Annotated in this window: 28 protein-coding genes; 12 read left to right on the top strand and 16 right to left on the bottom strand. The window is 31.3% G+C overall.

Annotated elements, in window-relative coordinates:
- Positions 1 to 6 precede the first annotated feature (6 nt).
- The 8 genes from rpmG to ACIQZ1_RS07730 form a co-directional block, all read right to left on the bottom strand.
- The gene (gene rpmG / locus ACIQZ1_RS07765) at positions 7 to 189 is read right to left on the bottom strand and encodes a 50S ribosomal protein L33 (protein WP_091308983.1); all 183 of its coding nucleotides are present in this window, start codon (positions 187 to 189) and stop codon (positions 7 to 9) included.
- 20 nt (positions 190 to 209) lie between these two features.
- Positions 210 to 452: a 50S ribosomal protein L28 gene (gene rpmB, locus ACIQZ1_RS07760; RefSeq protein WP_291241090.1), complete on the bottom strand. Its 243-nt coding sequence runs from the start codon at positions 450 to 452 to the stop codon at positions 210 to 212.
- A 79-nt stretch (positions 453 to 531) separates the two neighbouring features.
- A complete protein-coding gene (locus ACIQZ1_RS07755; RefSeq protein WP_396160409.1) occupies positions 532 to 1,779 on the bottom strand; it encodes a CinA family nicotinamide mononucleotide deamidase-related protein in 1,248 nt (415 codons plus the stop codon).
- 70 nt (positions 1,780 to 1,849) lie between these two features.
- Positions 1,850 to 2,194: a histidine kinase gene (locus tag ACIQZ1_RS07750; protein WP_396160408.1), complete on the bottom strand. Its 345-nt coding sequence runs from the start codon at positions 2,192 to 2,194 to the stop codon at positions 1,850 to 1,852.
- Positions 2,194 to 2,805 carry a fumarylacetoacetate hydrolase family protein gene (locus ACIQZ1_RS07745; RefSeq protein ID WP_396160407.1) on the bottom strand — a complete coding sequence of 204 codons (612 nt, stop codon included), beginning with the start codon at positions 2,803 to 2,805 and terminating at the stop codon, positions 2,194 to 2,196. Before ACIQZ1_RS07745 ends, ACIQZ1_RS07750 begins: the two co-directional genes overlap by 1 nt.
- A gap of 100 nt (positions 2,806 to 2,905) precedes the next feature.
- Positions 2,906 to 3,676, bottom strand: a complete 771-nt coding sequence (locus ACIQZ1_RS07740) for an exonuclease domain-containing protein (protein WP_396160406.1) — start codon at positions 3,674 to 3,676, stop codon at positions 2,906 to 2,908.
- Positions 3,677 to 3,756: 80 nt separating this feature from the next.
- Positions 3,757 to 5,055 (bottom strand): dihydrolipoamide acetyltransferase family protein, encoded by a 1,299-nt coding sequence (locus tag ACIQZ1_RS07735; protein ID WP_396160405.1) that lies wholly within the window; start codon positions 5,053 to 5,055, stop codon positions 3,757 to 3,759.
- Positions 5,056 to 5,139: 84 nt separating this feature from the next.
- The gene (locus tag ACIQZ1_RS07730; protein ID WP_396160404.1) at positions 5,140 to 6,264 is read right to left on the bottom strand and encodes a glycosyltransferase family 2 protein; all 1,125 of its coding nucleotides are present in this window, start codon (positions 6,262 to 6,264) and stop codon (positions 5,140 to 5,142) included.
- Positions 6,265 to 6,425: 161 nt separating this feature from the next.
- On the opposite strand from ACIQZ1_RS07730, the gene ACIQZ1_RS07725 reads away from it, so the two are divergent.
- The 3 genes from ACIQZ1_RS07725 to ACIQZ1_RS07715 all read left to right on the top strand — a co-directional run bounded on the left by ACIQZ1_RS07725 (position 6,426) and on the right by ACIQZ1_RS07715 (position 9,806).
- Positions 6,426 to 8,288, top strand: coding sequence for an ABC-F family ATP-binding cassette domain-containing protein (locus ACIQZ1_RS07725; protein WP_396160403.1), 1,863 nt, complete (start codon positions 6,426 to 6,428; stop codon positions 8,286 to 8,288).
- Between the two features lie 71 nt (positions 8,289 to 8,359).
- Positions 8,360 to 8,920, top strand: coding sequence for a class I SAM-dependent methyltransferase (locus ACIQZ1_RS07720; RefSeq protein ID WP_396160402.1), 561 nt, complete (start codon positions 8,360 to 8,362; stop codon positions 8,918 to 8,920).
- Between the two features lie 181 nt (positions 8,921 to 9,101).
- Positions 9,102 to 9,806, top strand: a complete 705-nt coding sequence (locus tag ACIQZ1_RS07715; RefSeq protein WP_396160401.1) for an ABC transporter ATP-binding protein — start codon at positions 9,102 to 9,104, stop codon at positions 9,804 to 9,806.
- A 7-nt stretch (positions 9,807 to 9,813) separates the two neighbouring features.
- Here the strand turns inward: ACIQZ1_RS07715 and dapF are convergent, their stop codons facing one another.
- A complete protein-coding gene (gene dapF / locus ACIQZ1_RS07710) occupies positions 9,814 to 10,593 on the bottom strand; it encodes a diaminopimelate epimerase (protein WP_396160400.1) in 780 nt (259 codons plus the stop codon).
- A 242-nt stretch (positions 10,594 to 10,835) separates the two neighbouring features.
- Here dapF and ACIQZ1_RS07705 point away from each other — a divergent pair, with 242 nt between their 5' ends.
- The 3 genes from ACIQZ1_RS07705 (at position 10,836) to ACIQZ1_RS07695 (ending at position 14,466) form a co-directional block, all read left to right on the top strand.
- Positions 10,836 to 12,221 carry a trypsin-like peptidase domain-containing protein gene (locus ACIQZ1_RS07705; protein WP_396160399.1) on the top strand — a complete coding sequence of 462 codons (1,386 nt, stop codon included), beginning with the start codon at positions 10,836 to 10,838 and terminating at the stop codon, positions 12,219 to 12,221.
- Between the two features lie 159 nt (positions 12,222 to 12,380).
- Positions 12,381 to 13,829: a glyceraldehyde-3-phosphate dehydrogenase gene (locus ACIQZ1_RS07700; protein WP_396160398.1), complete on the top strand. Its 1,449-nt coding sequence runs from the start codon at positions 12,381 to 12,383 to the stop codon at positions 13,827 to 13,829.
- A gap of 232 nt (positions 13,830 to 14,061) precedes the next feature.
- Entirely contained in the window at positions 14,062 to 14,466 is a 405-nt protein-coding gene (locus tag ACIQZ1_RS07695; RefSeq protein ID WP_396160397.1) for a hypothetical protein, read from the top strand.
- A 58-nt stretch (positions 14,467 to 14,524) separates the two neighbouring features.
- Here ACIQZ1_RS07695 and ACIQZ1_RS07690 read toward each other — a convergent pair whose 3' ends face one another.
- The 5 genes from ACIQZ1_RS07690 to ACIQZ1_RS07670 form a co-directional block, all read right to left on the bottom strand.
- Positions 14,525 to 15,964 carry an APC family permease gene (locus ACIQZ1_RS07690; protein WP_396160396.1) on the bottom strand — a complete coding sequence of 480 codons (1,440 nt, stop codon included), beginning with the start codon at positions 15,962 to 15,964 and terminating at the stop codon, positions 14,525 to 14,527.
- Positions 15,965 to 16,063: 99 nt separating this feature from the next.
- Positions 16,064 to 17,104 (bottom strand): endolytic transglycosylase MltG, encoded by a 1,041-nt coding sequence (gene mltG / locus ACIQZ1_RS07685; RefSeq protein ID WP_396160395.1) that lies wholly within the window; start codon positions 17,102 to 17,104, stop codon positions 16,064 to 16,066.
- A gap of 5 nt (positions 17,105 to 17,109) precedes the next feature.
- A complete protein-coding gene (locus tag ACIQZ1_RS07680) occupies positions 17,110 to 17,637 on the bottom strand; it encodes a GNAT family N-acetyltransferase (protein ID WP_396160410.1) in 528 nt (175 codons plus the stop codon).
- Between the two features lie 53 nt (positions 17,638 to 17,690).
- Positions 17,691 to 19,253 carry an NAD(P)/FAD-dependent oxidoreductase gene (locus tag ACIQZ1_RS07675; RefSeq protein ID WP_396160394.1) on the bottom strand — a complete coding sequence of 521 codons (1,563 nt, stop codon included), beginning with the start codon at positions 19,251 to 19,253 and terminating at the stop codon, positions 17,691 to 17,693.
- 34 nt (positions 19,254 to 19,287) lie between these two features.
- Positions 19,288 to 20,337: a DUF2891 domain-containing protein gene (locus ACIQZ1_RS07670; RefSeq protein WP_396160393.1), complete on the bottom strand. Its 1,050-nt coding sequence runs from the start codon at positions 20,335 to 20,337 to the stop codon at positions 19,288 to 19,290.
- Between the two features lie 59 nt (positions 20,338 to 20,396).
- Here ACIQZ1_RS07670 and ACIQZ1_RS07665 point away from each other — a divergent pair, with 59 nt between their 5' ends.
- Positions 20,397 to 20,642: a hypothetical protein gene (locus ACIQZ1_RS07665; RefSeq protein WP_396160392.1), complete on the top strand. Its 246-nt coding sequence runs from the start codon at positions 20,397 to 20,399 to the stop codon at positions 20,640 to 20,642.
- 70 nt (positions 20,643 to 20,712) lie between these two features.
- Here the strand turns inward: ACIQZ1_RS07665 and recQ are convergent, their stop codons facing one another.
- Positions 20,713 to 22,908 carry a DNA helicase RecQ gene (gene recQ / locus ACIQZ1_RS07660; protein WP_396160391.1) on the bottom strand — a complete coding sequence of 732 codons (2,196 nt, stop codon included), beginning with the start codon at positions 22,906 to 22,908 and terminating at the stop codon, positions 20,713 to 20,715.
- A gap of 121 nt (positions 22,909 to 23,029) precedes the next feature.
- On the opposite strand from recQ, the gene ACIQZ1_RS07655 reads away from it, so the two are divergent.
- The 5 genes from ACIQZ1_RS07655 to ACIQZ1_RS07635 all read left to right on the top strand — a co-directional run bounded on the left by ACIQZ1_RS07655 (position 23,030) and on the right by ACIQZ1_RS07635 (position 26,304).
- On the top strand, positions 23,030 to 23,995 hold the full coding sequence (locus ACIQZ1_RS07655) for an SIS domain-containing protein (protein ID WP_396160390.1): 966 nt from the start codon (positions 23,030 to 23,032) through the stop codon (positions 23,993 to 23,995).
- Positions 23,995 to 24,825: a twin-arginine translocase subunit TatC gene (tatC, locus tag ACIQZ1_RS07650; protein ID WP_396160389.1), complete on the top strand. Its 831-nt coding sequence runs from the start codon at positions 23,995 to 23,997 to the stop codon at positions 24,823 to 24,825. Before ACIQZ1_RS07655 ends, tatC begins: the two co-directional genes overlap by 1 nt.
- Positions 24,825 to 25,178, top strand: coding sequence for a carboxymuconolactone decarboxylase family protein (locus ACIQZ1_RS07645; protein WP_291241067.1), 354 nt, complete (start codon positions 24,825 to 24,827; stop codon positions 25,176 to 25,178). Before tatC ends, ACIQZ1_RS07645 begins: the two co-directional genes overlap by 1 nt.
- 98 nt (positions 25,179 to 25,276) lie before the next feature.
- Entirely contained in the window at positions 25,277 to 26,047 is a 771-nt protein-coding gene (gene lptB / locus ACIQZ1_RS07640) for an LPS export ABC transporter ATP-binding protein (protein WP_396160388.1), read from the top strand.
- Between the two features lie 23 nt (positions 26,048 to 26,070).
- Positions 26,071 to 26,304: a DUF5808 domain-containing protein gene (locus tag ACIQZ1_RS07635; RefSeq protein WP_396160387.1), complete on the top strand. Its 234-nt coding sequence runs from the start codon at positions 26,071 to 26,073 to the stop codon at positions 26,302 to 26,304.
- Here ACIQZ1_RS07635 and ACIQZ1_RS07630 read toward each other — a convergent pair.
- Positions 26,297 to 26,917, bottom strand: a 621-nt coding sequence (locus ACIQZ1_RS07630; RefSeq protein ID WP_396160386.1) for a GH25 family lysozyme, incomplete at its 5' end; no start/stop codon positions are given. The genes ACIQZ1_RS07635 and ACIQZ1_RS07630 overlap by 8 nt on opposite strands.

Here is a 26,917-nt window from a genome sequence, read left to right as displayed (position 1 = left end):
TTCTAATTATTTAATTTCTTTGTGAACAGTTACTCTTTTCAAGATAGGATTGAATTTTTTGATTTCCATTCTATCTGGTGTATTTTTTTTGTTTTTAGTAGTGATATAACGAGAAGTTCCTGGTTGACCAGATTCTTTGTGTTCAGTGCACTCTAAAATTACTTGGATTCTATTGCCTTTCTTTGCCATTTTGATATATTTTTAAATGATTAAACAGATTTTACAAATCCATTTGCTTTAGCTTTTTTCAAAACTGCGGCAATACCATTTTTGTTAATTGTTTTTAATACTGCTGTAGATATTTTTAGGCTCACCCATCTATCTTCTTCTGCAATGTAAAAACGTTTTTTCACTAAGTTAACTGAGAATTTTCTCTTAGTTTTATTCATCGCGTGAGAAACGTTGTTTCCAACCATTGCTCTTTTTCCTGTTAGTTCACAAACTCTTGACATTATTCTAAACTTTTATATCGTTATTCTAAATAAGGGTGCAAAGAAAAGAATTTTTACTTTACTATGCAACTATTTTTAATTAGTTTTTTGAAATTTCTTTATTCAACCACTCTAATGCTTTGTTAACCGCCCTATCAATAACCTTTTCGCGCGGTTGACCAAAATTAAATTCTTCAACAAAAACTTCATTTGGAGTAGCTATTGCTATAAAAACTGTTCCAATTTCGGCTTCGCTATTTCCTTTTGTAGGACCTGCATTTCCTGTTGTTGCAATAGCATAATCTGTATTAAAAATTGACCTACAATTTAAAGCCATTTCTTTTGCCACTTCCTTACTGACCACAGAAAATTGACGAATAGTATCTGAATTTACTTTTAACACATCTATTTTAATTTGATTAGAATACGCCACTATCCCTCCATTAAAACAAGCTGAAGCACCTGGAACAGCAGAAATAAGTTGAGCGATTTTTCCTCCTGTACAACTTTCTGCAGTTGCTAAAGTAAGATGCCTTTCAGATAATGCTCTTGATAAAACCACTTCTATAGTTTCCTCTTCATCATAGCCAACAATAATATCACCAATTAAAGGTTTTAACTTTTCAATTTCAATTAAAACAGAATCTAGTAAAACAGCTTCGTCTGTGCCTCGAGCAGTTAATCGTAATCTAACTTTTCCAGGACTTGGCAAATACGCTAATTTGATAAAACTTGGTAAATTAGTTTCCCAATCTTCAATTTGTTCCGCAATTAAACTCTCTCCACGACCATAAGTCATAAGTGTTTTATGAACAATATAGGGACGCTCAAATTTTTCTACCAAATATGAAATTACTTCATTATCAATTAAATACTTCATTTCATATGGCACACCAGGTAAAGAAATAAACACCGTGTTTTGATGTTCCATTAGCATTCCAGGAGCAGTACCCATTTTATTGAAAAGTACTTTTGATTTCGACGGAACTAATGCTTGCTCAATATTTAATTGGGTAATGGGTTTTTTATAAATTCCTTCAATTATACTTTTTACTTGATCTAAAACAGCATCGTTTTGAACTAAAACATCATCAAAATACTCACAAAATGTTTTTTTAGTAATGTCGTCTTTTGTAGGTCCTAAGCCACCAGTAATAATAACGACATCAAAATTATTTTGAACTTCTCGTAGCGTTTTTAATATATGATTTTTATCATCTGAAATAGACAACATTTCATAAGTAGCAATTCCGATTTTATCTAACGCCTTGGCAATGTAAGAAGAATTTGTATCAATAATTTGACCAATCAATATTTCATCTCCAATTGTAATAATTGCTGCTTTCATTTTTTAAATATTTTTGTAAAAATAAGAAAACCACGCTAAAAGCGTGGCTAAACATCTATTAAAGTATCTTTTATAATTTAAAATCTTTTTTAATTTCATCTGCTGCAGCGACTATTCTTGCTTTAACCCTTCTAAACACTTCTTTTATTTCTTTTCGCTTGCCTTTTTCTTGTGTCCAATCCATAATGAATACCACATCTTCGTATGCCATATCCATTCCTAATAAATCTAATGTTGGTTTGATTTTGTGTGCAGATGCATAGGTTTTAGCATAATCTTTTAGTTCAATTGCGCTTTTCATTTCCTGAATTTCGAAAGGCACTTCTTCTAAAAACAAAGAAGCAATTTGAAGCGCAAATTCGTTATCATTTTCAGAAATTTCATATACTTTTGATAAATTATACTGTAAAGCCATTATTTTACTTGTATTTTAAACATTTGCTTGCCTTCTAAAAAACCTTCTAAAACATCATTTTCTTTCACCGCTGCTACTCCTTTTGGAGTTCCTGTAAAAATAATATCTCCTTTTTTTAACGTAAAAAACTGCGAAACATAAGAAACTATTTCATCAATATTCCACAACATCATTGAAGTAGTTCCTTGCTGAACGATTTCATTATTCTTTCTTAAATCAAAGTTAATATTTTCTAAAGAAGGAAAATGTATTTTCGGTAAAAAGTCACCAATAATCGCTGAATGGTCAAATGCCTTAGCTTTTTCCCAAGGTAAACCTTTTTCCTTTAATTTAGTTTGCATATCTCGAGCAGTAAAATCGATTCCCAAACCAATTTCATCGTAATATTTATGAGCAAATTTTGGACTAATATATTTTCCTACTTTGCAAATTTTTACCAAAACTTCCACTTCGTGATGCACATCATTACTAAATTCTGGAATTACAAAAGGTGTTTTTTTTGGCAAAATAGCCGTGTCTGGCTTCATAAAGATAACCGGCTCAGATGGGCGTTCGTTTTGTAATTCTGAAATATGATCAGCATAATTTCTTCCGATGCAAATGATTTTCATATATGTTAATTTATCTCTGTTTTTAGTTTGCTTCGAGAGCCTCAGCTAACTCGTAACTTAGAAAACTTGAGCCAAATGGTGACTGAGGTTCTCGAAGTCACTATTTTGTATTTAATCTTCTTAATTTCAAACCTGTTAGTACTTTTTTAGTATATAGCGGAAAATCAGCGTTTTGTATCCAACCGAAATAACCTGGATCTTTGTCAAACACTTCATCCACTAAAACATTTTTATATTTTCCAAAGCTAAACATTTCTTGTCCTTTATCATTCATCACAATCATACCTGCAAAATCTACAGATTTTTTACGAGTGGTAAATTCTGATAATGCTTTCATGTCATTTTGCAAATCAGGATATCTTTCCAATTGTCCTAATAAAATTTCATAAGTAGCCATAGTATCTGCTGCAGCTGAATGGGCGTTTTCTAAAGTTTTTCCACAATAGAATTTTAATGCGGCAGACAAAGTGCGTTCTTCTTTTTTATGAAAAATAGTTTGCACATCTACTGAAACACGATTTTTCATATCAAAATCTACACCTGCACGAAGCATTTCTTCTGCTAATAACGGAATATCAAATCTATCAGAATTATATCCTGCTAAATCTGAATCTTTTATCATAGCATAAATTTGAGAAGATAATTCGGAAAAAGTAGGTTCGTTTGCTACTTTCTCGTTTGTAATTCCGTGTACTGCTGTAGTCTGAGGCGGAATTGGAATGGTTGGATTCACTAACCAAGTTTTGCTTTCCTTATTTCCGTTTGGAAACACCTTAAATATTGATATTTCAACGATTCTGTCTTTTCCAACATCTATTCCGGTAGTTTCTAAATCAAAGAAACAAATTGGTCTTGTAAGTTTAAGTTCCATTTTTATATTTTAAAGTACAAAGTTAAAAAAACCCAATAGTAAATGAACTATTGGGTGAATTATTATTTATTTATTTTTTCTTAAAAATCCCTATTGATATCAAAAGCTTCAAGGTATTCAGCTACACGTTTTACGAAACTTCCGCCTAAAGCACCATCTACAACTCGATGATCATAAGAGTGCGATAAAAACATTTTCTGACGAATTCCAATAAAATCGCCTTCTGGAGTTTCAATAACTGCTGGTACTTTTCTAATAGCACCTAAAGCTAAAATACCAACTTGAGGCTGATTTATAATTGGTGTTCCAAAAACAGAACCAAATGTTCCAACGTTTGTTACAGTATAAGTACCACCTTGTGTATCGTCTGGTTTTAGTTTTCCTGCTTTCGCTCTGCTTCCTAAATCGTTTACCGCTTTTGCCATACCAACTAAATTTAATTGGTCTGCATTTTTAATTACAGGTACAATTAAGTTTCCATTTGGTAAAGCTGCTGCCATTCCTAAATTAATATTTTTGCGTTTAATAATAAAATCCCCATCAACAGAAATATTCATTCCTGGAAAATCTTTTAAGGCTTTTGCAACCGCTTCCATCATAATTGGTGTAAACGTTAGTTTTTCTCCTTCTCGTTTTTCAAAAGCTGTTTTTACTTTATCTCTCCATTTTACAATATTAGTCACATCTACTTCAATAAACGACTGCACGTGTGCTGATGTTTGAACCGAAGCTACCATATAACCCGAAATTAACTTTCGCATTCTGTCCATTTCCACAATTTCGTCGCCACCATTTACTGAAACTGGTGTAGGATTTTGGGTTTTAGGTTGTTGGGTTGAAGTTGTAGGCGTAAAAACATTTGAACTTGTAACTTGCGACTTGCGACTTTCTATATATTTTAAAATGTCTTCTTTATTTACACGACCATCTTTTCCAGAGCCTGAAATAGATTCTAATTCTGTTAACGAAATGCCTTCCGCTTTTGCCATATTTTTAACTAATGGCGAAAAGAATTTATCTGAACCTGAAAAATCTGCAGGAGCACTTGTTTCAATAGCAACCTCAACTGTTTTAGAAACTTCTGAAACCGCAACTGGAACTTCAGATTTTACTTCAGGAGTTGCAGCAATAACTCCGCCTTCAGTTTCAATAATCGCTATGGTTTGCCCTACTTGAACAACATCATCAACTTGAAACAAAATTTCAACTAAAGTACCAGAAACTTCAGAAGGCACTTCACTATCGACTTTGTCTGTAGCAATTTCTAAAACCGCTTCATCCATATCAATATGTTCACCCACTTTTTTTAACCAATTTGTAATGGTTGCCTCTGCCACACTCTCTCCCATTTTTGGAAGTTTCAATTCAAATCTTGCCATATTATTATTGTAATGTTGAGTTCTTTAATTATTACTGCAAAATTAATAAATATTTTGATGTTTTATCACGAAATAATCAAAAAATCAAAAAATTAGCACTTCACCTCTATCAGTTGAATTATTACTACCAATTAAGTAATTTGATTGCGAAATATAGTTCTTAAAAGTTATATTTTTCGATTTATGCTTTTCCATAAAATAAATTATTTCAGCAAAAGAAAACGAATTGGTATCAAATATCAACTCGAAGTTAATATTATTAGTGTTTTTAAATTGTTCAAAATCAGTTAAATATTCAATTGGTTTACTTAATTTTAATTGAATATTATTATTTGAAAACACAATATACTTATCAATTTTTCTTACTAATTTTTGTGGTTGTTTTTGTTTAAAAATCGCATATAACAAACTTCCAAATTGAAGAAACTTATCAAAAAACCAAGATTTTTTAAAATGCTTTTTATAAAAAAACTGCATCGCATCTCGGAAACGTTCTAAATATTTTTCGTCTCTAACCGTACTTTCTCCTTTATAATGTATTAGTGATGTTTCGTGAAAATAGAAATTTTCCATTCCTAATTTCTGAATCATATAACTCAAATCGATATCATCTGAATACATAAAACAATTTTCATCAAATCCACCAACTTTTAAATATAAATCGCGTTTCATCATCATAAAAGCACCAACTAAAACATCTACTTTTCCAGATTGATTTTCAGACAAATGTTGCGCATAATATTTTCCAAAAAAATTAGAGATTTTATATAAACCAAAAATCTTAGTAATTGCGACATAAGGAGTTGGAAGTCCGCGTTTACTTTCTGGAAGAAAATTTCCTGTACCGTCAATTAACTTACAACCAATTATTCCGAGTTGGGAATTTGGAATTTGGAATTTAAAATTTAAAATTTTCTCAAAAGTATCTTCAGCAACAACCGTATCTGGATTTAAAATACAAATATATTCGCCTTTAGCTTGTTGCACAGCGATATTGTTTCCTTTTGGAAATCCTAAATTTTCTTTATTTTCAATAAGCGTAATTTGTGGAAAGAGTTGCTTCATCATTTCACAACTAGCATCCGTAGAATTATTATCTACGACAATAATTTCAGCATCTATGTTTTCCAGTGCTTTTTGAACACTTCGTACACATTGCTCTAAAAAATAGCGCACATTATAATTAAGTATGATTACGGATAGTTGCATTTTGTTTTATTTCAAGTAGTCGAAATCCAATTGATTTATAGGTCAAAGTTGCAATTTTTATTTATGAAATGCAAAAATCTAAATTTTAAATCTCAAATAATAAGTCTACTTTTGCAAAACAATTGGCGAATTGCCACATTGTCTAATTGACAAATGAACAAATGAATTACCTTTCAGTAGAAAACATATCAAAATCTTACGGAGAACGTGTCCTTTTTAAAGACATTTCTTTTGGTATTAATAAAGACCAAAAAATAGCTTTTATCGCTAAAAACGGTTCAGGAAAAACTACCATTATGAACATTATTAATGGTTTTGATGAACCTGATACTGGACAAGTAGTGATTAGAAAAGGAATAAAAATGGCGTTTTTGAGTCAGAATTTTAATTTACAAGACGAATTAACTATTGAAGAAAGTATTTTTGCATCGGATAATGAGGTTTTACAGGTAATTAGAAACTACGAAAAAGCATTAGAAAATCCAGAAGAAGAAGAAAAGTATCAGAAAGCGTTTGACGATATGGATCGTTATGATGCTTGGGATTTTGAAACACAATACAAGCAAATTTTGTCAAAATTAAAACTTGACGATTTAAAACTAAAAGTAAAAAAATTATCTGGTGGGCAAAAAAAGCGTTTGTCGTTAGCGATAATCTTAATTAATAGACCTGATTTATTAATTTTAGATGAACCAACCAATCACTTGGATTTAGAGATGATTGAATGGCTTGAAGATTATTTTGCCAAAGAAAACATTACTTTATTTATGGTTACGCACGACCGTTTTTTCTTAGAACGTGTTTGTAACGAAATTATAGAATTAGATAACGGAAAACTGTATCAATACAAAGGAAATTATTCGTATTATTTAGAGAAAAAAGAAGAACGACAAATTTCTGAAAATTCGAGTATTGATAAAGCACAAAACCTTTTTATTAAGGAATTGGCTTGGATGCGAAGACAACCAAAAGCAAGAACTACCAAATCGAAATCGCGTCAAGATGATTTTTATGTGATTAAAGAAAAAGCGGAAAGTCGTCGTAAAGAAAATGTGGTAGAGCTTGAAATTAATATGGAGCGTATGGGAAGCAAGATTATCGAAATGGTAAAATTGAACAAAAATTTCCCTGACAGAACCATTTTAAAAGACTTTACCTACGCGTTTCAACGTGGTGAACGTATCGGAATTATTGGAAAAAACGGAACTGGAAAATCGACTTTCTTAAATATTTTAACCAAAACTATGGAACCCGATTCTGGGAAAGTAATTATTGGCGATACGATTAAAATTGGGTATTACACGCAGAGTGGCATCAACCCAAAACCAGGACAAAAAGTTATAGACATTATTAAAGAATACGGAGAATATATTCCACTTACGAAAGGAAAAATTATTTCGGCTTCGCAACTGTTAGAACGTTTCTTATTTGATGCTAAAAAGCAATATGATTTTGTAGAAAAATTAAGTGGTGGCGAACTAAAACGTTTGTATTTATGCACGGTTTTAATTCAGAATCCGAATTTCTTAATTTTAGATGAACCAACAAATGATTTAGATATTGTTACGCTTAATGTATTAGAAAGTTTCTTATTAGATTTTCCAGGATGCTTGTTAGTAGTAAGTCACGATAGGTATTTTATGGATAAAATTGTGGATCATTTATTTGTATTTAGAGGTCAAGGTGAAATTGAAGATTTCCCAGGAAATTATTCTGATTTTAGAAGTTATGAAGATTCCGTGGAGCCAAAAGTTTTAAATAGCGTAAGCACTGACAAAGGAAGTTGGAAACAAAACCAACCAGCCAAAGCTGGATTAAACTTCAACGAGCAAAAAGAATTTAATAAAATTGAAAAAGATATTAAAGATTTAGAATATCAAAAAAAGCAAATTGAACAAGAATTTTCGGACGGTAAAGTAGCTGATGATATAATTGAAGCTAAAGCGAATGAATTGCAAAAAATCATTCAATCATTAGAAGAAAAAGAAACACGTTGGTTTGAATTGTCTTCTAAAATTGAATAAATTTAAACACATATTTCACAGATTATCACGAATTTAATCTGTGGAAATTTGTGTTAATCTGTGTTATTTTTATGCTACATATTTTAAAATCATACATAAAATTTCTATACCACTCCAAAAATGAACACGGTGTGCATTCTCCTTTTGTGTTTGATTTGGTAACGAAATGTTTTTATGATAAAACGAAATATCCAGAATATTCACTTTTAAAAAATAATTCAAAAAGAGCCCGATTGTTTTTTAGAATTATTAGATATTTCAAACCCAAAACTATTTTAGAAATTGGAAATCCAACTGAATTAGATACTAATTTATTTTCTTCAGAAATAATCTCAATTGAAGATTTTGAAAAAAACAAACTTTCTAAAAATGACAAGATTTTCGACTTAGTTTACTTCAACCAAAACGAATCTCAAAAAACTTCGATCGCGTATTTCGAATTGTTATTACCTACTGTGGCGAATGATTCCGTTTGGATAATTAATGACATTCATAAATCAAATGAAAATGGAAATACTTGGGAAATCATAAAAAACCATCCCAAAATAAAAGTTACGATTGATGCATTTCATTTCGGAATGGTGTTTTTTAGAGCTGAGCAAGAAAAAGAACATTTTGTAATTCGTTTTTAATTGACGGGAACACAGATTTGACAAATTAAACGGAATTTTTAAAATTTGATTATTGTTATTGATTTTTGTAATTGATATTGTTATTGTCATTGATTTTTTAATTTAATTGTAACAAAATCTTCTATTTAACTACTTATTACTTGTAGTAATTATTGTAATCTAAAAACTGCGACTGAAAACCATGAAAACTCCAATAATAAACATTAAAGGTATTACACGTGATTTCCAATTAGGAAGCGAAACGGTAAACGTATTAAAAGGAATCGATTTAGTAATAAACAAAGGTGAGTATGTGGCGCTTATGGGACCATCAGGTTCTGGAAAATCGACTTTAATGAATATTTTAGGTTGTTTAGACACACCTACTTCTGGAAGTTATATTTTAAACGGAAAGCAGGTTAGTGAAATGCACGATGATGAATTAGCTGAAATCAGAAATAAAGAAATAGGTTTCGTTTTTCAAACATTTAACTTAATGCCTCGTACAACTGCTTTAGATAACGTAGCACTACCAATGGTATATGCTGGTTTTTCAAAAGAAGAGAGAAACAATCGTGCTACAGAAGTTTTATCACAAGTAGGTTTAGCAGACAGAATGGATCATAAACCAAATCAGCTTTCAGGAGGACAACGTCAGCGTGTGGCTGTTGGTAGAGCTTTGGTTAACAAACCTTCAATCATATTAGCCGATGAGCCTACAGGAAATTTAGATAGTAAAACTTCCGTAGAAATTATGAAATTATTTGGTGAAATTCATTCAAATGGAAATACGGTGATTTTAGTAACGCACGAAGAGGATATTGCTGCTCACGCACATAGAATTATTCGCTTACGTGATGGAATTATTGAAAATGATTTTCAGAATAAAGAAATTGTTGCTTATTAAAAGTAACTTATACTTCGATACTACCCCCAAAAACCAATTCTGCTGGACCTGTTAAGAATACATTTTTATACACATCATTTTCTAACACAAAACTAATTATTAGCTTTCCGCCTAATACATTAATATGTATGCGATTAGCATCTGTTTTATGAGTAGCGTGCATAGCAATTGCCACACCTGTTGCACCCGTTCCGCAAGATAACGTTTCGTCTTCCACTCCTCGTTCATAAGTACGAACTGAAAAAGTGTCAGTAGTTTCTTGTTCTACAAAGTTGATATTACAACCCGAAGCATCATACAAATCAGAATATCTTAATTTCGAGCCATTATTTTTGACATCAAAATCTTTTAAATCTGAAACTAATTGCACATGATGAGGCGAACCTGTATACACAAAATCATGTGTATTAAAATGTTTTACTTCCGTTACATCTATCATTTGAAGTGCAATTAAATGGTCTTCAAATTTTGCAAAATGATAGCCGTCCGATGCTTCAAAATGAGCTTCTTTTTCAATAATACCTAATTGTTTTGCAAACGCCACTAAACATCGACCTCCATTACCACACATAGTACTGGTACTTCCATCGGAATTGTAATACACCATAGTAAAATCGCATTTTTCGTGATTTTCTAACAAAATTAAACCATCGCCACCTATGCCAAAACGTCGGTCGCATAAAAATTCAATTAGTTTGGTATTATTTTTGGGAAAAGTGTTTGTACGATTATCAATCATAACAAAATCGTTTCCTGTTCCTTGGTATTTGTAAAATTGTATTTGCATAGTACAAATATATTTATTTTTTTGCACAATATTGCATTAGGGAGTGTAGCGGCATCCTTTTTTATATGTTGACTGAGGTTCCCGAAGTCAACATATAAAAAAGATATAGCGGAAAGCCCGACCTGAAAGGAAATGCCCAAATGCTAAAAAGATGTTAAACATTGTTAATCGTGCGTTAAACGAAATTATAATTTAAAAAACGTATTTATATTTACAAAGTAAAAAAATTAAAAATGAACAAAATGAAAAATTTAGGAAGTCTTTTTATTGTATCATTAATGAGTGGTGCCGTTACTTTGGGTGCCTATAAATTCATTGAAAGTAGAAAAAATGAAAGCGATTCAATTATAACCACTTCACCAAACTACAACAAAGCCGTAAGTTTTACTGGTGCCGAAAATATAGATTTTACAACTGGTGCCGAAAAAGCCATTCATAGTGTGGTTCACGTTAAAAATGTTTCTGTAAGGACTTACACTGATCCATGGGCATCGTTTTTTTATGGTGGGGGCACACAACAACATGAACAAATAGGAACTGGATCTGGAGTAATTGTATCTGATGATGGTTATATTGTAACCAATAATCACGTAATACAAGATGCTAATGAGCTTGAAGTAACTTTAAATAATAACAAAGCATACAAAGCAAAATTAATTGGTACGGATAGCAAAATGGATATTGCTTTATTAAAAATTGATGCTGATGAGAAATTACCATTTATTGTTTTTGGAAATTCAGATAATATTAAAGTAGGTGAATGGGTTTTAGCGGTTGGTAATCCGTATCAATTGAATTCTACAGTTACTGCTGGGATTATTTCGGCAAAAGCTAGAAATTTAGATAAAGCAAGTATTCAATCGTTTATACAAACTGATGCAGCAGTAAACCCTGGAAATAGCGGTGGGGCTTTAGTGAATACAAATGGTGAATTAATAGGAATTAATACGATGATTTCTTCGCCAACAGGAAGTTATGCTGGATATTCATTTGCCGTTCCATCAAATATTACAAAAAAGATTATTGAAGATTTAATGAAATTTGGTAATGTACAACGTGGTATTTTAGGTGTTGAAGGTGGCGAATTAAATGCAGAAGCTGCTAAAAAATACGGAATCAAACAAACTGAAGGATTTTACGTAAACAAAGTCAACAAAAATTCTGGTGCTGAAAAAGTTGGTATTGAAAAAGGAGATGTAATTTTAAAATTAGATGATACTAAAATTGCTTCATCCGCAGAAATGGCAACGGTTATTAACACAAAAAGACCAAATGATATTGTTAAAGTTACCTTATTAAGAGATGGTAAAAACTTAGCATTAAATGTACCATTAACAAAAAAAGAATTAATTGCCTACGAATTTAATGGAATTGAATTTGAAGAGTTAGATGCCAACGATAAAAAACGATTTAACTTAAAAAGTGGTATAAAAATCAAACAGGTAACCAATGAAGATTACAAGGAATATGCTGAAGATTTAAAAGGTTCTATTGTAACGCAAGTGGATAATATGAGAGCCGTTGATATGGAAAGTGTTTCTGCTTATTTAGCAAAAAAAGAGACAACTGAAAAAACTCGTTATCAAATTATAGCAAAAAACGGACAGATGTATCGCATCTTTTTATAAAATCTAAATGTATTTTAAGATTCGCAAAGCAGTATTTGTTTTGCGAATTTTTTTTGCTTTTTTTCTAAAAAATAACACGAAAAAAAATCGTAAAAAACTTTACGAAAACGATTGAAATCAATACTTTTGCATAAAATTAGTAACCCAATCTTTATTTTAATGAACAACAACACAATTTACGAAAAAGAATTGGCTTTTCAGGCAGATCGAAGAAAAGCGTGTGTAGAATTTGTAAAAATTATAAGCGATTTATGGTTTGACAAATCTATTGAATTGGTATTATTTAGAAATCAATTAATTGACAGAAATGTTTCTGACATTATCAACTTACACGAATATGCAGTTGCTTTTGTAGAAAAACCAATCAATATTTTTGATAGCGTAGAAATTGCAAGAGCCATTGAAAATTTAGATTTACCACCATCACGTATAGATATTGGGAAATTAACTTACGAATATCATTTAGAAGACGATAAATATAATGACGCTAAAGCGTTTGTAATTGACAAATTAAAATATGCAAAAGACACGTCTGAAATTGTACCTAAAGATGTTGTTTTATATGGTTTTGGTCGTATTGGTCGCTTGTTAGCTCGCGAAATGATGAGCAAAATTGGTAAAGGACAACAATTACGTTTACGTGCGATTGTAACTCGTGATAAAAATGATGCCGTTTTATTAGAAAAAAGAGCCTCTTTGCTACGCTATGATTCGGTTCACGGAGATTTTGAAGGTTCGGTTTCTGCAGATCCAGAAAATAGTGCATTAATAATAAATGGAACAACCGTACACATTATAACAGCAAATTCGCCAGAAGAAATTGATTATACCACATACGGAATTAATGACGCTTTAGTAATTGACAATACTGGCGCTTTTACAACAGAAGAAGCGTTAGCCAGACACTTGACTTCTAAAGGTGCACATAAAGTTTTATTAACCGCTCCTGGTAAAGGTGTACCAAATATTGTTTATGGTGTAAATCACGAAGATTACAATCCAGATGAAGTAGCCATTTATTCTGCTGCTTCTTGTACGACAAATGCTATTACTCCAGTTTTGGCTGTAATAGAAGAAACGTTGGGTGTTGTAAAAGGGCATTTAGAAACCATTCATGCGTATACAAACGACCAAAATTTGGTTGATAATATGCACAAAAAATACCGTCGTGGAAGAGCTGCGGGTTTAAATATGGTAATTACTGAAACCGGTGCAGGAAGTGCCGTAGCTAAAGCATTACCAAGTTTAGCAGGAAAACTAACATCAAATGCAATTCGAGTTCCGGTTCCAAATGGTTCTTTGGTAGTTTTGAATTTAGAAGTTGGAAGAACTACCTCAGTACAAGAATTAAACAACATAATGAAAACCTATGCTTTAGAAGGTAATTTAGTTGAACAAATTAAATATTCGGTTAGCAACGAATTGGTTTCTTCGGATATTGTTGGAACGGCGCAACCTTCTATTTATGATAGTAATGCTACTATTGTTTCTGGAGATGGTAAAAATATTGTACTTTACATTTGGTACGATAACGAATATGGATATAGCCATCAAGTAATACGTTTGGCAAAATACATTGCCAAAGTTAGACGCTATATGTATTATTAATGCTTAATTATTTATTATTTAATGCCTTTTCTAAAAAGAAAAGGCATTTTATTTATATAAAAAAGTAAATTCACAACAAAAAACACATATATTTAACAATTTCAAAACAATTTAGTTAAAATTAACATACATACATTAAATTGTTGTGATTTTATTGACTATAATTTAATTTAATACATATTTTAGACGTAATTTTATATCATAATAAAGTAACCACTAAATCTTATGTATTATGAAATGTTTTACAATTAGCATCTTATTACTTTGTAAAGTAATGTTTGCACAAGGAAATTTAGTAGAAACGTATAGCTACGGACAAAACAGTATTGAAGTAATTTCATCATCTGATGAAGGCACAATTATTGTAAGTACTTTTAATGCAAAAATGAACATTAGGAAGGAAATTGCTGAAAAAATTCTTAATTTATTTATTGAGGATAAATTAAAAAGCAATTTCAACTACACTATTGAAGGAAGTGATGTAAATGTTACAGGAAATTGTATAATTACAGTAAAAGGTACTTTAACTTCAATTGATTTTTATTACGAAAAAGTAGAGTGGAAAAACGGAATTACTGAAATTTTTATAGAACCAAGATTAAAATTACCTATTTCAAATGCATTAGCTAGAAATTAATTTTAATTTAAAAGACCCAATATTATGATAATATTATCATAATATTGGGTCTTTTAAATTAATCTAGTTTCTTTTGTGTGAGATAATAAATTGGTATTCCCAATAATACTATAAACAATCCTAATCCAGTATTTTTAGTATCGTAAATTAATAATATTATACTAATAATTGAAATCATTATTATATATAATATTGGGACAAACGGATAGCCAAATGCTTTATATGGTCTTGGCGCATCAGGTTCTCGTTTACGAAGTATGAAGATGCCATAAATTGTTAAAACATAAAATAATAAGTTGGCAAAAGTAGCATATTTAAGTAAATCGCCATATTTACCAGACAAACATAATAATGATGCCCAAATACATTGCATCCATAGTGCTTTTTCTGGCACTTGATTTTTATTTAATTCTCCAGCGCTTTTAAAAAATAAGCCGTCTTTACTCATCGCATAAAACAAGCGTCCGCCAGCTAATATTAAACCCGAATTACAACCAAAAGTAGAAATCATAATTAACCCAGCCATAATAAAAACACCTGCGTTTCCAAATATTACTGAAGCTGCACTCGCTCCTAACCTATCTTCGTTAGCGTATTTAATGCCTTGTCCTAAAAAGTCATTAGCTAATGGATTCCCATCTAAAGGTAATAATGAAAAATAAGCTAAATTGGCTAATAAATAAATTATTGTAACAATTAGAGTGCCTAAAAATAAACTCTTGGGAATGTTTTTCTGTGGCTCTTTAATTTCTCCAGCGATAAACGTAATATTATTCCAAGCGTCAGAAGAAAACAACGAATTAATCATTGTGAAACCCAACATTCCGATAATTGCAAAGCCAGTTAATACTTCTGTAGTGATTTTACCTTCTACAACTGTTGTTTTAGAAGCTACCCACATATCTGTAAAATTATTGGCTAAAGTATCAGATTGCAATCCAACATATAAACCAAAAACAATTAAAGCAAATAATGCGAATAATTTAGCTGCAGTAAAAACAAATTGTAGATTTTTCCCCGTTTTTACACCTTGATTATTAATTATGGTTAGCACAACAATACTCAAAATAGCTAAAAGTTGTTGAAATTGAATTTTATATGTGCCAAACTCTAGTGCATTCTCACTTAAAGTTGGAAAAAATATGGCAGTGTATTTAGCAAAAGCAACAGCTACAGCAGCAATTACTCCTGTTTGAACCACTGTAAAAACAGTCCAACCGTATAAAAACGACATCATTTTACCATACGCACGCTGAATATATACATATTGTCCACCTGCTTTTGGCATCATACCAGCTAATTCACCATAACTTAAAGCTGCAGCAAGCGTTAAAAATCCAGTTAAAATCCAAGCTAATAAAATCCAACCTGCACCACCAATATCTCTTGCCATTATTGAGGTTACAATAAATATTCCAGAACCTATCATTGAACCTGCAACTAAACTTGTTGCATTTAACAATCCCAATTCTTTTTTAAATTCAGTTTTATTTTCCATATAAATTATAGTTTTGATAAAGATAAAAAAAGAAAATTAGGAAAATAAAAAAAGGTGTAAAATTGTACATTCTACACCTTTTTCTAATTTACACTAAAATTATCTTTTATAATTCTGTTTTTTTACCCAGTCTGCATATTTTGCAGCCACTTTTAAATGTGCATTATAATCTGTTGCAAATTCGTGATATCCAAATTTTTCTACACTGGCACAAAAATATAAGTAGTTGTGTTTTTCTGGATTCAAAACCGCATCAATTGCCGAAACATCTGGCATAAAAATAGGCCCTGGTGGCAAACCCGTGTTTTTATATGTATTGTAAGGTGAATTTACAATTAAGTCGTTATGCATTACGCGTTTTACCACTAAGTTCCAATCATTTGATTTTTGTTTTAAAGCAAAAATCACGGTTGGATCGGCTTGTAATGGCATATTTTTGTTTAATCTATTTAAATATACACCTGCTACTTTTGGTCTCTCATCTGCTTTTGCCGTTTCTTTATGAACAATTGAAGCTAAAGTATAGACTTGGGCTGGCGTTAAATTTAATGCTTTCGCTTTCGCTAATCTGCCATCATTCCAAAATCTTTTATATTCTTTTGTAAGTTTCTCTGCAAATTCTTCAGGAGAAATATTCCAATAAAATTCGTAGCTATTTGGAATAAAAAACGACATTACATTGTCTTTATTCAATCCATTTTCTTGCAGAAAAGTATCATTTGTGAAAATTTCATTCAATTTTGTAGTATCTGGTTCAATTTGAGAAGCAATTCGAACAAATAAATCTTGTACTTTTTCTTGATTATTGAAGGCTAATTTAACTGGTGTATTCAATCGTAAAGAACGAACGATACTAAAACTGCTCATCCCTTTTTTTAATAAAAACTTACCTGCTTTTACATTTGAATCATAGTCTCTTTTTGAAGCGACCCAATCAATTTTGGATTGATTTTCAATATAAGGCGCTAAAATTTTCTTTACATCTTCGTATTTTGAATCCGTTGGAACATATACATATACTTCCTCTTCTTCAAATTTTGTATTTCCAGTAAACGCTTTATTAATTACGTATCCTCCACTAATAATTATTATTGCAGCTCCGATACTAATGATTCTTAAGAATAATTTTTTTGCTTCCAAAATTTTTATTTTTCGTTTATGAATTGAAAAAGTACTTCATCTACGTAAGTACCATTTATTTTAGTCCAATCTTTTTTTATGCCTATTTTCTGAAACCCAAAATTACTAAAAAGCAATAAACTGGCTTCATTATTTGTGGTAATATTTGCAAATAATTGATGTAAATTTAAATGCGTGAAAGCATAATTTATAATCAATTGCAAGGTTTCTTTTCCAATACCTTGATTTCTAAAGTTTTCTGAAATAATAATTCCAATTCCAGCACGACTATTTTTCGCATCAAAATCAAATAAATCGATACAACCAACTCTTTCATTAGTTTTTGAAAAAACAATTACCAATCGCAATTGTTTCGCTTCGTAAATATCCAGATGTGCATTTTCTAAATAGTTTTTCAATACCCATTTACTGTAGGGTGTTTGTGTATTGCTCACTTCCCAAATCGATTCATTATTTTCTATTTCGTATAGAAAATCTAAATCTTCGGGTTCGAGAGCTCGTAAATGAATATTTTGTCCTTTTAATGTCATAATTAATTTTTAAACGCAAATACGCTATAGTTTTTGCAAGGTTCACAAAGATTATTTTAATTACTTAATGCCTCAGCTATTTTCAAAGCACATTTTTCACCGTCAATTGCAGCAGAAATAATTCCACCTGCATAACCCGCGCCTTCTCCGCAAGGATATAATCCTTTGATTTGAACATGTTCTAATGTAAAGTTATCCCTTGGAATTCGAACTGGTGAGGATGTTCTACTCTCTGGCGCGTGTAAAATGGCATCATTTGTTAAATAACCCTTCATAGTTTTTCCAAATGCAGAAAAACCTTCACGCAGCGTTTGTGTTAAAAACGTTGGAAAAACTTCGCCTAATTCTACAGATGTTGTACCAGGAACATACGAAGTTTTCGGGATGTCTTTAGAGACTTTTGTTTGTGTAAAATCAATCATTCTTTGTGCGGGAACTTTTTGTGTTTTACCCGCTAATTGCCAAGCTTTTTGTTCAATAGCTTTTTGAAATTCCATCCCAGCTAAAGGTCCAAATCTTTCAAACGGTTTAAAATCCTCCAAACGCAATTCTACAACAATTCCTGAATTGGCAGTGGCTTGATCTCGTTTACTTGGACTCCAACCATTTGTAACTACTTCACCATCAGCGGTGGCACAAGGCGCAATTACGCCGCCTGGGCACATACAAAAAGAATACATACCGCGACCATTTACTTGTTTCACAATTGAATAAGGTGAAGGTGGTAAAAATTCGCCACGGTAATCGCAAGAATATTGAATTTTATCAATCAACTCTTGCGGATGTTCCGCTCGAACACCTAATGCAAATGGTTTTGCTTCAATAAAAATATCTTTTTTATGAAGCAATTCAAAAATATCACGAGCCGAATGACCTGTTGCTAAAATTATTTTTTTGGAATGAATCGTTTCACCTTTTTGAGTTACAATTCCATCTACTTCATTGTTTTTAACTAAAATATCTGTAACTCGAGTTTCAAACAAAACTTGTCCACCAGATTCGATAATTTTCTCTCGAATATCTTGAATGATTTGAGGTAATTTATTGGTTCCGATGTGCGGATGTGCTTCTACTAAAATTTCTTCGGTTGCCCCAAATGCTACTAATAATTGTAAAATTCTATCTACATCGCCACGTTTTTTTGATCGTGTGTATAATTTTCCGTCAGAATACGTTCCTGCACCACCTTCCCCAAAACAATAATTGGAATCGGCGTTTACAATTCCGTCAACATTTATGGCTTTTAAATCTCTACGTCTGCCTCGAACATCTTTACCACGTTCTAAAACTATTGGTTTTAAACCTAATTCTATTAATTGCAAGGCTGCAAACAATCCTGCAGGACCTGCGCCAACAACAATAATTTCTTGTTTGTTGGTTACGTTTGGATAATTAGGCAATTCTATTTTAGATTCAGTAAACACCTCATCTTTAAAATAAATATTTAGTTTTAAATTGAATTTTATGGCTTTTTGACGTGCATCTATTGAACGTTTAAGTATCACAATTTTTTGTAAATCGGATACAGAAGTTTGTACCAATTTAGAAACATGTTGATATAACATTTGTTCGTTATTCGCCATTTCTGGAGAAACTTGAATAAGTAGTTCGCGAGGCATTTATTTATTTTATTTTACAAATGTACTAAAAGATTTATTTTTTTTCTTCAAAAGCTCGTAATGCAAAAGAAGCTAACCAATGTTCCCCTTCATAATTACCATCTACTACCGATGGTAATGAAAAACTAAAGTGCTGATTTGCAATTGGAATTAAATGCGAAAAAAGTTTTGGGTATGACTTAGCTAGAGCATACATGTTCCAAGCTCTACTAAAATTTAAGCCATCTAAATGCACCAAATGACCATCTGTTCTGTCAGATACTTTAGCCGTTTCCCAATTCCAATTTTTAGAAAACAACTTCGGTGCGAACTTTTTTAGCCAAATCAAAAACTCTTGTTTTGGTAAAACACGCTGCATTAATCCCACTTCTTCCATACAAGGTGAAAGAAAATCAGTTCCGCTTGGTTCCCATTCAAAAGGGCAATTTTCATCCATTTTAAAGAGTCTAATCGCGTGTGTTTTAATACAGTTTTGCAATTCTATATTATTAGAAAAAACAGCATAATCCCAAGCGTTTGATAACCCAAAAGCTGTATTATTATGTGTGCCAACACGAACAGGATATAAAAGTTTTGGCATAAATTCGATATACCGTTGGATTATTAAATTAGATAACGGCTTTAAATTATTTGCTAATTCAAGATTGGAATTTAACTTAGACTTTTCTAATTCTAGCTGAAGTTTTAAAAGCCAATTCCATCCGTATGTTCTCTCATATGATTTTTCATGAGGTTTAGAAAAGTATTCAATTTCTTTTTGTATATTATCTTTAGAAAGATTTAACTTTAATTTTTCAATAATAATTTCTTTATTTTTTATTTCCGAGAAATTATTTAACAAATATACCAAACTCCAATGACCATGTACAGATGAATGCCAATCAAAACAACCATAAAATGCAGGATGAAGTTCTTTTGGTGATAATAATTCGGTAGTATTAAGGAGTAATTGATTTAGCTTATTTGGATATTCTTGTTGTAAACATTTAATTGGTAAAGTCGCTAAATGATTGGCTTGTTCCAAAGTAAGTTGTTGTGAATATGTCAAAGTTCCAACAAAAAGAAAAGAAAATATTAATTTCATAGTGAATTTCATTTTTTCAAAAGTACTAAAAACTTATCTTTGATTTTTATTTTATCATAATGAACAGACAAATAAAACTAATTTGGGATTTTCGTGGACAAGCTGCTGCTAAAACAGCGGAACATCATGAAATTCATCTGAAAGAATTTTTAGATAAAGAAAATTACACCTTAAAAATTACAGGCTTTGAAATTTTAAGCGAAATGTATGCTGTAGCGTATTTGGTTGTAGAAGAAGCAGATATGATTGTTTTTAGAGATGCCTTACGACCTCATCGAGGAGAAGTTTTTATAGTCGAAAGTTAAAAGTTTTTAATTCGAAAGTAAATCCATCAGTTTCTTAATGACTTTTGACATTCGACTTTTGACTACATTTTTAATTCGCTACTTCGCTTATAAATTTTATTCTCATCAATCGTAATTCTTCCGTATCATATTCACCATCAAATTCTTTTAATGCATTTTCTATATTGTCCGATTCGGATTCCATAAAATAATCGTGAATTTCTTCTTGCTGCTCTTCATCTAAAATTTCGTCAATCCAATACTTAATGTTTAATTTGGTTCCAGAAAACACAATTTGTTCCATTTCTTTAAGTAAATCGTCAAATTTTAAACCTTTAGCAGAAGCAATATCATCTAAAGCTAATTTTCTATCGATATTTTGAATGATGTACAATTTATTTATTGAATTGGCTCCTGTTGATTTTACAACTAAATCATCTGGACGAATAATATCGTTTTCATCTACATATCTAGAAATCAATTCAATAAACGGGTTTCCGAATTTCTTTGCCTTACCTTCACCTACCCCGTGAACGTTGCTTAATTCGTCAATGGTAATTGGATATTTAAGTGCCATATCTTCCAATGAAGGATCTTGAAAAACTACAAATGGAGGAACATTATGTTTTTTGGCTTCTTTTTTACGTAAATCTTTTAGCATTGACATTAATACTGCATCGGCAGTTCCTGTTGCTTTTGCTGCTGCGATGATATTTTCGTCTTCTTCTTCGCTAAATTCATGATCTTCAGCCACCATAAATGAATATGGTTTTTTAATAAAATCTTGTCCAGCTTGAGTTACTTTTAATACGCCATAACTTTCTATATCTTTTGAAATCAATCCCGCTACTAAAACCTGACGAATTAATGCCATCCAGTATTTTTCGTCATGCTTAGCACCACTACCAAACGTTTTTAATGTATCAATTTTTTGTGCTTTTATAATAGCATTTATTTTACCTACTAAAGCCATAATGACTTCTTTAGATTTAAATAACTGCTTCGTATCGCAAATTACATTTAGTAACGTAACAATCTGATTTTGAGCTTCTGATTTAACTTTTGGATTTCTAACATTATCATCCATATCCGCTCCTTCGCCATTAACTTCGTCAAATTCTTCTCCAAAATAGTGAAGTAGGTATTTTCTTCTAGACATAGAAGTTTCTGCATACGCCACCACTTCTTGTAACAAAGCGTAACCAATTTCTTGTTCAGCAATTGGTTTTCCAGACATAAATTTCTCTAACTTTTCAATATCTTTATACGAATAATAGGCTAAACAAATTCCTTCGCCGTCATCTCTTCCTGCTCTTCCTGTTTCTTGATAATAACTTTCTAATGATTTTGGAATGTCATGATGAATTACAAATCGTACATCTGGTTTGTCAATTCCCATACCGAAAGCGATAGTGGCCACCACCACATCTACATCTTCCATAAGAAACATATCTTGATGTTTGGCACGTGTTTTTGCATCTAAACCGGCATGATAAGGCACTGCAGAAATTCCATTTACCTGTAAAACCTGAGCAATTTCTTCTACTTTTTTTCTACTTAAGCAATAAATAACGCCTGATTTACCTTTGTGTTGTTTAATAAATCGTATAATATCTCCTTGAACATTTTTTGTTTTAGGACGTATTTCGTAATATAAATTTGGTCGGTTAAAAGAAGCTTTAAACGTATTGGCATTTGGCATATCTAAGTTTTTCAAGATATCTTCTTGTACTTTAGGCGTAGCCGTTGCGGTAAGTCCAATAATTGGCACATCACCTAATTGCTTAATAATACTTCTTAAATTTCTGTATTCTGGTCTAAAATCATGTCCCCATTCTGAAATACAATGTGCTTCATCTATAGCAACAAAAGAAATTTTTACTGTTTTTAAAAACTGAATGTAATCCTCTTTTGTTAATGATTCAGGAGCTACATATAGCATTTTAGTTTTTCCAGATAAAATATCTGCTTTTACCTGATTGACTTCTGTTTTATTTAAAGAAGAATTTAATACATGAGCAACACCAACATCTGACCCCATACTTCTTATGGCATCAACTTGATTTTTCATTAAAGCAATAAGCGGAGAAACCACAATAGCCGTTCCGTCTAAAACCAGTGCAGGTAATTGATAACACAGTGATTTACCACCACCTGTTGGCATAATTACAAAGGTGTTGTTACCAGAAATAATACTTGTAACTACTTTTTCTTGTAATCCTTTAAATTGAGAAAATCCAAAGTATTTTTTTAACTCTTTGTATAAATCTATATTCTGTTCTTTCATGAAATAATGGGTTGAACTTATAAACACATAATTTTAGACAATTATTATTTGAATTTTGTCTAAATTTGCAATCATAAAGATACAACTATTCTTTAAAAACAAAAATATAATTCATTTAATTTTGAATACAACACAAACTATCCTAGAAAACGCAAAGCAATCTATACTATCACAAAGCGAAAGTATTGCGAAACTTACTCAATATCTTACAGATGATTTTGCCAAAACCGTACAACTTATTTTCGAATCAAAAGGAAGATTAGTAGTAACTGGTATTGGAAAAAGTGCTATTATTGCTCAGAAAATTGTAGCTACATTAAATTCTACAGGAACACCATCAATATTTTTACATGCTGCTGAAGCCATTCATGGCGATTTAGGAATGATTCAAAATGGCGATCTTGTTTTATGTATTTCAAAAAGTGGAAATAGTCCCGAAATTAAAGTTTTGGCGCCAATTATTAAAAATTTTGGTACTACGCTAATTGGAATGACAGCTAATCCAAGCTCATTCTTAGCTACTTCTTCGGATTTAGTTTTATTGGCACACGTAGATGACGAAAGTTGTCCACTTGGTTTAGCACCTACAAATAGCACCACTGCGCAATTGGTTTTAGGCGATGCTATTGCCGTTTGTTTGATGAAATTAAGAAATTTTCAGGCAGAAGATTTTGCCAAATATCATCCAGGTGGCGCTTTGGGTAAGAAACTATTATTGCGTGTAAAAGATATGTTAGACGCTACACACGCGCCACAAGTATCTCCAAATGCTTCTATAAAAAAGGTAATTATGGAGATTTCTGAAAAACGTTTAGGTGTTACCGCTGTTGTTGAAAATGAGGTTGTGATCGGAATTATAACAGATGGTGACATTAGAAGAATGTTAACAGATAGAGATTCTTTTTCAGATTTAACCGCTCAAGATATTATGACAAAAAATCCGAAATCAATTGCCTCAACGGTTTTAGTTGCAGAAGCTTTAGATGTGTTGGAAGATAATAAAATTACACAATTGATGGTGATTGACAATGGAACATACAAAGGTGTGTTGCATTTACACGATATTTTAAAAGAAGGGATTGTATAATGGCAAAAAAGAATAAAAAAAACATTAACGAAATGACTTTTTTAGATCATCTTGAAGAATTGAGATGGTTATTAGTAAGAAGTTCGGCTGCTATTTTAACAGGTGGTGCAATTGCTTGGGTTTTTAGTGATTTTATTTTTCAAACTATTATTTTCGGACCCATGAAAGGTGATTTTATTACCTATCAGTTTTTTTGTGATTTGGCAAATAAATACGATTTAGACAAAAGTTTTTGCGACACTACATTAAATTTCAGTATTCAAAATACCGAAATTGAAGGACAAATTTCTTTATTAGTGTGGACGTGTATTACTGCAGGATTTATCATTAGTTTTCCATATATATTATTACAGTTTTGGAATTTTATTAGTCCAGCTTTGTATAAAAAAGAAAAAAGAAATGCGGTGAAATTTATAGTTATTTCCTCATTATTATTCTTTTTGGGCGTGTTATTTGGCTATTTTGTATTAACACCATTATCATTAAACTTTTTATCAACATTTACTGTATCTGATGTAATTAAAAACGATATTAATGTAAATTCCTACATCGGAACCGTAAAAACCACCACTTTAGCGACTGGTTTAATTTTCGAATTACCTATAATTATTTATTTCTTATCCTCATTAGGATTAGTAACACCTTCTTTTTTGAGAGAATACAGAAAATGGGCATATGTAATTATCTTAATTATAGCTGCAATAGTAACACCGCCAGATGTAATTAGCCAAGTTATAGTAACTATACCGTTGATTATACTTTACGAAATTAGTATTTTTATTAGTGCTTTTATTTTTAAGAAAAACAACAAATCAATAACCACAACATAATGAGTGATTTAATTTCCGAGTTTAACGACTATCGTGCTAAAATGAATGAAAAATTGTTAGCAGATGATAATAAAGTAATTAAAAGAATTTTCAATTTAGACACCAACGCCTATAGTGAAGGTGCTTTAGATGTTAAGACTAAAGAATTATTAGGATTAGTAGCTTCTGCGGTTTTACGTTGTGATGATTGCATTAAATATCATTTAGAAACGGCCTATAAAAACGGAGTAAATCGCACAGAAATGATGGAAGCTATGAGTATTGCCACTTTAGTTGGTGGTACAATCGTAATTCCGCATTTGCGTAGAGCTTATGAGTTTTGGGAAGCGTTGGAAGAAGCAGGAACTAAATAATTGTTAATTTGTATAATCGTTTATTTGAATATTCGTTTATTTGTAAAATAATAACTTAGCCACTTTGTAACTTAGTTACTTAGAAACTCATAGAAAAAATGAAATTAAGAGCCGAAAATTTAGTTAAAACATACAAAAAAAGAAGTGTAGTAAAAGGCATTTCAGTTGAAGTAAACCAGGGAGAAATTGTGGGTTTATTAGGTCCAAACGGTGCTGGAAAAACAACTTCTTTTTATATGATTGTAGGTTTAGTAAAACCAAATTCTGGAAATATTTATTTAGACGATATAAATATTACCGATTTTCCTATGTACAAAAGGGCTCAAAATGGAATTGGTTACTTGGCACAAGAAGCCTCTGTTTTTAGAAAATTGAGTATCGAAGACAATATTTTGTCGGTTTTACAATTGACAAATTTGACCAAAGCGGAACAAGAAGCAAAAATGGAAAGCTTAATTGAAGAATTTTCTTTAGGTCACATTCGAACAAACCGAGGCGATTTATTATCAGGCGGAGAGCGAAGAAGAACAGAAATTGCAAGATGTTTAGCTACAGATCCAAAGTTTATTTTATTAGATGAACCGTTTGCGGGAGTTGACCCAGTAGCAGTGGAAGACATTCAAAGAATTGTAGCACAATTAAAAAACAAAAATATCGGGATTTTAATAACAGACCACAATGTGCAAGAAACATTAGCCATTACGGATAAAACATACTTAATGTTTGAAGGCGGAATTCTAAAAGCTGGAAAACCAGAAGAATTAGTAGAAGATGAAATGGTAAGACGGGTATATTTAGGTCAAAATTTCGAATTAAGAAAAACAAAAATCGACTTCAATGCTCCGAAAGAAGTTGAGTTAGATAAATAATTTTATCATAGCTTACCAATTCTATGAAAAATCCTTCAAAAGAACAATTAGAAGCTTGGCGCAAAGACCCAAATAACTGGAAATGCGGGGTGTTTTATTATAATCCAGAAGACGAAAGATTATTACCACCAAAAAGAGAAGCTTGGATGGGTTGGACCACTAACTTTGCCAATTCAAAATCTGTTGCCTTATTAATTGCCATTGTTTTTTTAATCCTTTTTCTAACGGCATTTTTACCAAAAAAATGGGTTATTTAATACACACATTCTTCAAATCATCTACGTTTCCGTTGAAAACATTCACATCTACTAATTCATTAATGCCGTGAAGTTGCGCTTTTTCGGTAAATTGCCACATTAAATACTCATCTTCAATTTTTTCTTTCCAAGGATTGTAATTGGCTATCCAAAATTTATAATTTGGAAAATCTTCTTGTAAGAAATCTTCAAAATATTTTTCACCAGTATATATTATCGGTTTCACTCCGAACTGTTTTTCTACTATTGTTAACCAATTTTGCAAACCTTTCTTCAGTTTGTCCATCGATTGACCTTTAGGCATTTTTTCGATATCTAAAATTGGTGGTAAATGTCCTTTTCGTAATTTGACATTCTTAATAAAATTATTGGCTTGATCGGTGGAGTTTTCATCTGGACGGTAATAATGATATGCCCCTTGAATATAAACAGTTGATGATAAATTTTTCCAATTTTTCTTGAAGTTTCTATCCACTTTTTTACTTCCGGCTGTAGCCCGAACCACTACAAACTTAATTTCAAATTGCTCCTCAATTGCTTCAAGATTTTCCCAATCAATAGTGCCTTGATATTGAGAAACATCTATGCCGAAAATTTTACCTTCGTGATTGGC

It is taken from the genome of Flavobacterium sp. (genome assembly GCF_044341185.1).
In the GTDB taxonomy this organism is placed as follows: domain Bacteria; phylum Bacteroidota; class Bacteroidia; order Flavobacteriales; family Flavobacteriaceae; genus Flavobacterium.
This window is presented reverse-complemented; position numbering and strand designations above follow the sequence as displayed.